Consider the following 8759-nt stretch of genomic DNA (forward strand, 5'->3'; position numbering starts at 1 on the left):
GGGGTGCGGACCGCCCCCGGGCTCATCCGCCCGGCGCCGTTGCGGCTGGGTGTTGCCCTGCAACGGCCTGCCGGCCCGGCAAATCCACCCTTACCCTATGAAGAACTTCGCATTCAACGCCAAAGCGGACCAGCATAACAAGAAGGCCGAAGCCAGTCATTTCTCTGGCCACTTCGAGGAAGCCATCATCCATGCGGAGAAGGCCAGGAAGCTCGCCCCGCATATGGCCAAGCCCTACTACTGGGCGGCTTTTTCATCGCTGGAACTGCATCGCCTCGACGACGCGTACCGTTTCGCCCAGGAAGGACTGGCCGCGCATCCCGGCCAGCCTGAGATCGCGTCCATGTGCGCGCGCATCCTTGCAGCGATGGGCAAGCTGGAGGACGCCAGGACCATGCTGCGAGACTGCGTGGCATCCCACCCGCGGTGCCTTGAAGGCTGGGCGAACTACGCCATCGTGCTGAACAAGCTGGGCATGCATGCCGAAGCCAAGCAAGCCTCGCTCAAGGCCATCGAGATCGCCCCGGATCATCCGGCGATCCTGGCCAACTATGCCAACGACCTGAAAAACACCGGCTTTGCCGAGGACGCGATCCGGGTGTTGCGCCGCGCCGCGGCAACCGCGCCAACCAACAAGAACATCCGCTCGAACCTGCTGTTCATGCTTCTCTTCGGCGAGAAGACGAGCGCGCAAGACTTGCTGGCCGAAGCCTCCAGGTATGCGCAAGTGCTGGCGCGCGAGCGGCTGCCGGCGTTGCCCGTGCAGCCCCGCCCCCGCTCGGACAGGATCCGTATCGGCATCCTGTCGAACGACTTGTACAAGCATGCCTGCGCCTACTTCCTGATCCCGCTGATCGCCAACCTCGACCGCGCCAGGTTCGAAGTCGTGGCGCTCAGCCTGCACGCCTATCACGACAACGTCACGCACAAGATTTCCATCTACTGCGACCGCTTCGTCAGCCTGGCCAATAAGCCGGATGGTGAAATCGTCAAGCTGGTCCGCGAGGAAAACGTCGATGTGCTGATCGACCTTGGCGGATATACGGGCACCTCGCCGCTGCACTACATGGTCCACGGCCTGGCTCCGGTGCAGCTCACCTGGCTTGGCTATCCTGGCAGCACCGGCATGCCGGCAGTGCAGCATCGCGTGACCGACTGGATCGGGGATCCGGCCGGGGCAGAGCCCAACTACACCGAGAACCTGCTGCGCGCACCCGGCCCGTTTGCCGTCTACCACCCGCTGGTTGGCAATCCGCTGACGGTCTATCAGAGCGATTACCAGGTCAGGGAAACGCCGGCGCTGCGCAATGGCTTCATTACCTTCGGCTCCTGCAACAACATCGGCAAGCTGACCGACCGGACCCTGCGGATGTGGAGCGCCGTCCTGGCGCGCTGCCCTGGCAGCCGGCTGCTGGTCGAGGCGGCGGGGCTCGATACGGATGAAGTGAAGGTGCCGCTGCTGGAGCGCATGGAGCAAGCCGGCATCGACACGCAGCGCGTCACCTGCATCCCCCGGGAAGGCAAGAACCAGTACCTGACCTACCACGACATCGATATCGCACTGGATACCTCGCCGGTCACCGGCGGCACCACGACCTGCGACACGCTCTGGATGGGCGTGCCCGTGATCTCGCTGGCCGGCCCGGCATTCCACACCCGCGTCTCCGCGCCCTTCCTGCACGCCGTAGGCCTGGGTGGCCTGGTCTGCGAAACGGAGCAAGCCTACGTCGAGATGGCCGCGCAGCTTGCTGCGGACGTGGAGCAGCTCAACGCGCTGCGACTCTCCCTGCGGCATCGCTTCGAGAAGAGCGCCATCGCCGACGTGGCCGGGTTTACGCGCTGGTTCGAAGACCAGGCGGCGCATCTGATCAGCCAGCACCGGGATGTGAGCCACCTCAAGCCGCGTACGCAGGACGGCGTGTTCTGCAATGGCGCCTGGCATTCGATGGAAGAACTGGTGCTGACCATCGGGCTGCTTCTGCAGGAAGGACGCCATATCGAGTTGAACAGCCTGCTGGAAAACATGTCGGCCAAGTGGAGCAAGCATTGGCTGATCGCCTTCGCGCTGGGTGAGATGGCCCAGCGCGAAGGCCGCTACGACCGTGCGCTCGAACTACTGATGGAAGCCGTCAACCTGCGTCCGTACCACCTGCCGCTCTACCGCCTGCTCAGCGTGCGGATGCGCGAAGGCGGTCATGACACGAGTCCCGTGGCCGATATCCTGCAGCAGCAGTTCGGCCTCGACCTGGCCCTGCTCGATAGCCAGGGCAAACCTTCGACCTACGAAATCCTGGGCATCCAGGTGCTGGAGGAAGCAGCATGAAAGCCGTCATCCTGGCGGGCGGGCTGGGTACCCGCATATCCGAAGAGTCCCACCTGCGTCCCAAGCCCATGATTGAAGTGGGCGGCAAGCCGATCCTGTGGCACATCATGAAGATGTATGCCGCACACGGCATCAATGACTTCGTCATCTGCCTGGGCTACAAGGGCTACGTCATCAAGGAATACTTCGCCAACTACTTCCTGCATATGTCGGATGTGACCTTCGACATGTCGGAAAACCGCATGGACGTGCACTGCCGCAAGGCCGAGCCGTGGCGCGTGACGCTGGTGGATACCGGCGAGGAATCGCAGACCGGCGGCCGCCTGCGGCGCGTGCGCGAGTACCTCACGCCTGGCGAGCCGTTCTGCTTTACCTATGGCGACGGCGTGTCCGACATCGACCTCACCGCCGAGATCGCCTTTCACCGCAACCACGGCCGCTGGGCCACGGTGGCGGCGGTGCAGCCGCCGGGACGCTACGGCGCGCTCGAGCGTACCAGCGAAGGCATGGTGGCCGGCTTCGCGGAAAAACCGCGCGGCGACGGCGCCTGGATCAATGGCGGCTTCTTTGTGCTGCAGCCCGAGGTACTCGACCTGATCGCCGACGACAAGACGAGCTGGGAGCAAGCCCCCATGGAAGAGCTTGCCACGCGCGGGCACTTGCTGGCGTTCGAGCACCAAGGCTTCTGGCAGCCGATGGACACCCTGCGCGAGAAGAACATGCTGGAGCAGTTGTGGCAATCCGGCGCGGCACCCTGGAAGACATGGTGACCCGCATGCTAGACGGCTACACCGGCCGGCCGGTCTTCGTGACCGGCCACACCGGCTTCAAGGGCGCATGGCTCGCGCTATGGCTGGCTCGCCTCGGCGCGCGGGTGACAGGCTATGCGCTGGCGCCCGAGTCGCCGGCCGGCCTGTTCACTGCGGCGGGCGTCCAGAGCACGCTGCACGCCCACCACCTGGCTGACATCCGCGATGCGAGCACGCTGGCTGCCGCCATGCAGGCAGCGCAGCCGGAGATCGTCTTCCACCTGGCGGCGCAGCCGCTGGTCGGGGCCGGCTATCGCGACCCGGTGGCCAACTGGGCCACCAACGTCATGGGCACGGTCAACCTGCTGGAAGCGGTGCGCCACTGCCCTTCGGTACGTGCCGTGGTGGTCATCACCACCGACAAGTGCTACGACAACAAGGAATGGTTCTGGGGCTACCGCGAGACCGACCCGCTCGGCGGGCATGACCCGTACAGCGCCAGCAAGGCCGCGGCCGAGCTGGTTGCCGCCAGCTATCGCAATGCCTTCCTGGCCGAACGCGGCGTGCTGGTCGCCACCGCGCGCGCCGGCAATGTCATCGGCGGCGGCGACTGGTCCGACAATCGCCTGGTGCCCGATGCCGCACGCGCGGCCGCCGCCGGCGCGGTGCTCGAAATCCGCAACCCGCAGGCAACGCGGCCCTGGCAGCATGTGCTGGAAGCCCTGCACGGCTACCTGCTGCTCGGCGCACGCCTGATGGCCGGAGAGCAAGCGCTTGCGCGCGCCTTCAACTTCGGCCCGCAAGCCGCCGACAACCTCGCCGTGGGCGCGGTGCTGGCGCGACTGGCGCAACACTGGCCCGAATTGCGCTGGGAGCATCGCCCGGATCCCGCCGGCGCCGCACCGCACGAAGCCCGCAACCTTCACCTGGACTCTGCGCTGGCCAGAGGACTGCTTGGCTGGGAGCCGCGCTGGCCGCTCGACCAGGCCCTTGCCGCTACCGCCCACTGGTACCGTGCCGTGCATGAAGCTCCGGCCCAGGCGCGGTCCGTTACCGAACGACAAATCGAGCAATTCTGCGTATGACAGACGCTGCCCACGCCATTCCCGCTACCCATTCCAGCCACGCTGCCAGCGACGCGGCCTGCCGTTCCTGTGGCCAGCCGCTCGCGCAGACCGTGGTGGACCTTGGCCTGTCGCCAGTCTCCAACGCGTTCATCAAGGCGGACGACCTGGCCCTGGCGGAAACCTTCTACCCGCTGCATGCGATGGTGTGCCAGCACTGCTGGCTCGTACAATTGCGCGACGCCACGCCTGCCCAAACACATTTTCACGACGACTACGTCTACTTCTCGTCGTACTCGTCGTCATGGCTGGAGCACGCGCAGCGCTATGTCAGCACCATGACCCACCGCCTCGGCCTGAACGCCGACAGCCGCGTGATGGAGCTGGCCAGCAACGACGGCTACCTGCTGCAATACTTCGTGCAAGCCGGCATTCCCTGCCTGGGCGTGGAGCCCACCGCCAACACCGCCGCCGCCGCACGCGCCAAGGGCGTGGACAGCCGCGAGCTGTTCTTTGGCCGCGACACCGCGCGCGCGCTGCGCCAGCAAGGCTGGGAAGTGGACCTGCTGCTGGGCAACAACGTGCTGGCGCATGTGCCGGACATCAACGACTTCGTCGGCGGCATGCCGCTGGTGCTCAAGGCCCAGGGCGTGATCACGCTGGAGTTTCCGCACCTGCTGCGCCTGATCGAGCAGAACCAGTTCGACACGCTTTATCACGAGCACTACTCGTACCTGTCGCTATCGGCGCTGGAGCCGGTATTCGCCCGGGCCGGCCTGCGCGTGTTCGATATCGAGCACCTGCCCACCCATGGCGGCAGCCTGCGCGTGTTTGCCTGCCATGCCGACGCCAACCACGCGACCCGCCCCTCGGTGGCCGCCACGCTGGAAGAAGAACGCGTCGCCGGGCTGCGCTCGGCCGCGCTGTATGCCGGCTTTGCCGAGCGCGTGCGCAAGGCCAAGCGCGACCTGCTCGCCTTCCTGATCGAAGCCCGCAATGCCGGCAAGCGCATCGCGGCGTATGGCGCCGCCGCCAAGGGCAATACGCTGCTCAACTACTGCGGCGCCGGCACCGACTTCATCGACTACGTGGTCGATCGCAATCCCACCAAGCAGGGCCGCCTGCTGCCCGGCACCCGCATCCCGGTGGTGGCGCCCGAGCAGGTCTTCAGCGACAAGCCCGACTACCTGCTGATCCTGCCCTGGAACATCAAGGACGAAGTCATCGCGCAGATGGCCGGCATCCGCGAATGGGGCGGCCGCTTCGTGGTGGCCATTCCGGAAACCGCGGTGCTGCCATGATTTTCACGCGGACCCCCATCGAAGGCGCATGGCTGGTGGACCCGGAGCCCCTGGCGGACGAGCGCGGCTTCTTTGCGCGCACGGCTTGCGTGGATGCCTTCGCGGACCACGGGCTGAACGGGCGCTTTGTGCAGCAGAGCATCTCGCGCAATACCCGGGCCGGCATCCTGCGTGGCATGCATCTCCAGTACGAGCCTGCCGGCGAGGACAAGCTGGTGCGCGTGACCACCGGCGCCATCTTCGATGCGATCCTGGACCTGCGCCCCTACTCGCCAAGCTACCGCCAGTGGTTTTCGGTGGAGCTGACGGCGCAGAACCAGCGCGCGCTGTACATCCCCAGGGGCGTGGCACACGGTTTCCAGACCCTGACGGATCTGTCCGAAGTCTTCTACCAGATGACCGTGCCCTTCGCGCCCGCCCACAGCGGCGGCGTGCGCTGGGACGATCCCGAGATCGGCATTGCCTGGCCGCCGTGCGAGAACCGGCTGATCTCGGCCAAGGACCTTGCACTGCCGTGCCTGGCAGCGGTCAGTTGTTATTGAATTTCGTATTGCCCGAGACACCGAAACACCGAATTTCCCGAATTGCCGAATCATCAAATCCAACCGGTCAGCCAAGCCGACCAACAAGCCAAACTGCGGAGCCATTCCATGAGTACCGATCAATTGCAGAAACTGTCCAAAGCCCTGCGCGAAGTTGGCACCAGCGCGGCCGCCCGCGACCGGCTGGTCGCGCTGTGCAAGTCCATCGAGCAAGACCTTTCCGGCTACGAAGGCAGCGTGCGCGATGACATCACGGGCCCCATCGTCGACGCCATGTACGACGACGAATCGCGCCTGCGCAAGACGCTGGCCGATGGCACCGTGTTCGAGTTCCTCTACCGCACCAAGATCGCCCGCGATTTCCTGATGAGCACGCCGGCGCAGCCGGACCACGTATGGGAGCCGCAAACCACCAAGCTGCTGGTCAAGCTGTGCCAGAACGGCGGCAACGCGGTAATTGGCGGCGCTTACTTCGGCGACCAGGTGATCCTGATGGCCAAGCAGCTGGCCGCCGCCGGTGGCGCCTGCCACGCGTTCGAGCCCAATGCCGACCAGCTCGGCATGCTGCGCAACAACGCGCAGCTCAACCATGTGGAGAACATCCACAGCTGGCGCCTGGGCCTGTGGTCGGACAGCAGCACCCAGCTGCGCCTGGTCGGCAACGACTCCTTCGCCCACGCCGAGCGCGCCGATGGCGCTGCCGGCGACGACAGCTTTGCCACCATCACCATCGACGACTACTGCGCCCAGCAAAAGCTCGACAAGCTCAGCCTGATCATGCTGGACATCGAAGGCGCCGAGCTTGACGTGTTCAAGGGCGCGCGCGAGCAACTGTCGCGCCCGGCGCCCGATGCCCCGAACATCGTGTTCGAGGTGCACCGCCACTACGTGGACTGGAGCAACGGCCTGGAGAACGCGGAGATCATCCAGCTGCTCCAGGGCTTCGGCTACAGCGTGTTCGCGGTGCGCGACTTCAACTCCAACGTGGACATGGCCGGCCGCCCCATCGAGCTGATCCCGGTCGACGAGGTCTACCTGGAAGGCCCGGCGCACGGCTTCAACATGGTCGCCGTCAAGGACCCGTCCCTGCTGCAGGGCGCGGACTTCTCCGTGTGCCATGGCGTGAGCCCCAAGCTGCTGTGGCACCGTGACCCGGCGCTGCATCACCCGTTGTCGTGAGGCCAGACATGCCCGGCTCCGTACCTTGTACCGTGATCGGTGGCGCCGGCTTTGTCGGCCAGCGCCTGGTCCAGGCGCTGCGCCAGGCCGGGCATGAAGTCCACGTGCCCGGCCGGGACGACCCCGGCCTGCTGGCGCGCGACCTCGGCCGCGTGTTCTATTGCGCCGGCCTGACCGCCGACTTTGCCGCGCGCCCCTTCGATACGGTCGAAGCCCATGTCGGACTGCTGGCCCGGCTGCTGCAGGCGAGCCGCTGGGACCACCTGGTCTATCTCTCCTCCACCCGCCTGTATGACAGCTCCGCGCTGCCGGTAGGCGACGAGGCCGGCGCGCTCACGCTGCAGCCAGCCAACCCGCGGCATCTCTACGACCTCTCCAAGGCACTCGGCGAGAACCTGTGCCTCACGCTCGCGCCGGAACGCACGGCCGTGGCGCGGCTGTCCTGCGTCTTCGACTGGTCGGCGGGCTCGCCTGGCTTCCTGTCCGAATGGCTGCAGCGCGCATCGACCGAACGCGCATTCCAGCTCGACAGCGACGCCGCCTTGGTGCGTGACTACATCCACCTCGACGATGTCGTGCAAGCCCTGTCCACCATGTCGGCACTGGGCGAGCGCGGAATCTTCAACGTGGCCAGCGGCGCCAACGTCTCCAACGGCGAACTGGCCGACGTGTTCAACCGCGCAGGCTGGGCAGTCGAACTGGCCAGGTCCACCCGGGCGCAACCGGCGGCGGTATGCAGCGTGACGCGCCTGCGCGCGCTAGGCGTAGCACCGCGCGACGTGCGCGAGGTGCTGGCCGCTCACCTGGAAGGAGCAAGAACATGGAACTGATCGACCAGACACCTGAAAGCCTTGCCGCCTACACCTGCGCGCAGGTCGCGGCGCTGGTGCCGGACGGCAAGGCAGAGACCTTGCTGCCGCTGATCAAGCGCCACCAGGCGCAAGCACTAGCCCGGGTGGAACGCTGCATCAACGCCGTACGCATGTGGCACCCAGGGCGCTTCAACTACCTGCACTCCAGCCAGTACTGCCAGTACCTCTACTACCTGGCCAACACCATCTGGCGCAACGAGGGCGACGCCCGCGCCTGCACGCGGCTGTTCCTGCTGAACAAGGCGCTCAACGGCATTGACCTGTTCTACGAGATCGAGATGCCGGAAGTCTTCTTCATCGGGCACTCGGTCGGCATCGTGCTGGCAAAAGCCACCTACGGCAATTACCTCGTGCTGTACCAGAACTCCACGGTAGGCAAGAACCACGGCGCCGCCCCGGTGATCGGCGACGGCGTGGTGATGTATCCCAATACCGCCATCATCGGCCGCAGCCATGTGGGCAATGGCTCGGTGATTGCGCAGGGCGTTAGCGTGATCAATCGCGATACGCCGGGGGATTGCCTGGTGTACGCGGGAAATGCCGGGGATCTGGTGTGCAAGCCGGTGCGCGAACCAGCGGCGGAAGAGTATTTCCGGTTGTAAATTCCCGGGAGGCTGTCGGCCCGTGCCGTAACGAAGGCATCGCGGCATAGCAAGCGCCCGCCCTCTCCCCCGGCCCCTCTCCCACAAGTGGGAGAGGGGAGCCAACCAGCGGCAAGATCAACCAACT

General features: G+C 65.9%; 8 protein-coding genes. All 8 read left to right on the forward strand.

Features of this window, described 5'->3' with window-relative positions; genetic code table 11:
- Nucleotides 1-97 precede the first annotated feature (97 nt).
- Nucleotides 98-2323 carry an O-linked N-acetylglucosamine transferase family protein gene (locus AC1Q7Q_RS33865; RefSeq protein ID WP_492372383.1) on the forward strand — a complete coding sequence of 742 codons (2226 nt, stop codon included), beginning with the start codon at nucleotides 98-100 and terminating at the stop codon, nucleotides 2321-2323.
- Nucleotides 2320-3093 (forward strand): glucose-1-phosphate cytidylyltransferase, encoded by a 774-nt coding sequence (gene rfbF / locus AC1Q7Q_RS33870; protein ID WP_043353489.1) that lies wholly within the window; start codon nucleotides 2320-2322, stop codon nucleotides 3091-3093. Before AC1Q7Q_RS33865 ends, rfbF begins: the two co-directional genes overlap by 4 nt.
- Before the next feature lie 5 nt (nucleotides 3094-3098).
- On the forward strand, nucleotides 3099-4157 hold the full coding sequence (gene rfbG, locus AC1Q7Q_RS33875) for a CDP-glucose 4,6-dehydratase (RefSeq protein WP_492372392.1): 1059 nt from the start codon (nucleotides 3099-3101) through the stop codon (nucleotides 4155-4157).
- Nucleotides 4154-5437, forward strand: coding sequence for a class I SAM-dependent methyltransferase (locus tag AC1Q7Q_RS33880; RefSeq protein WP_492372384.1), 1284 nt, complete (start codon nucleotides 4154-4156; stop codon nucleotides 5435-5437). The genes rfbG and AC1Q7Q_RS33880 overlap by 4 nt, the downstream gene beginning before the upstream one ends.
- Nucleotides 5434-5979, forward strand: a complete 546-nt coding sequence (gene rfbC, locus AC1Q7Q_RS33885) for a dTDP-4-dehydrorhamnose 3,5-epimerase (protein ID WP_309408345.1) — start codon at nucleotides 5434-5436, stop codon at nucleotides 5977-5979. Before AC1Q7Q_RS33880 ends, rfbC begins: the two co-directional genes overlap by 4 nt.
- Before the next feature lie 108 nt (nucleotides 5980-6087).
- Complete coding sequence (locus AC1Q7Q_RS33890; RefSeq protein ID WP_150992975.1) at nucleotides 6088-7158, forward strand: FkbM family methyltransferase; 1071 nt, start codon at nucleotides 6088-6090, stop codon at nucleotides 7156-7158.
- Between the two features lie 8 nt (nucleotides 7159-7166).
- A complete protein-coding gene (locus AC1Q7Q_RS33895; RefSeq protein WP_492372386.1) occupies nucleotides 7167-7988 on the forward strand; it encodes an NAD-dependent epimerase/dehydratase family protein in 822 nt (273 codons plus the stop codon).
- A complete protein-coding gene (locus AC1Q7Q_RS33900) occupies nucleotides 7979-8632 on the forward strand; it encodes an LbetaH domain-containing protein (protein WP_492372387.1) in 654 nt (217 codons plus the stop codon). The genes AC1Q7Q_RS33895 and AC1Q7Q_RS33900 overlap by 10 nt, the downstream gene beginning before the upstream one ends.
- Nucleotides 8633-8759 lie beyond the last annotated feature (127 nt).

The sequence above is a fragment of the Cupriavidus sp. GW823-FHT07A04 genome, assembly GCF_058794615.1.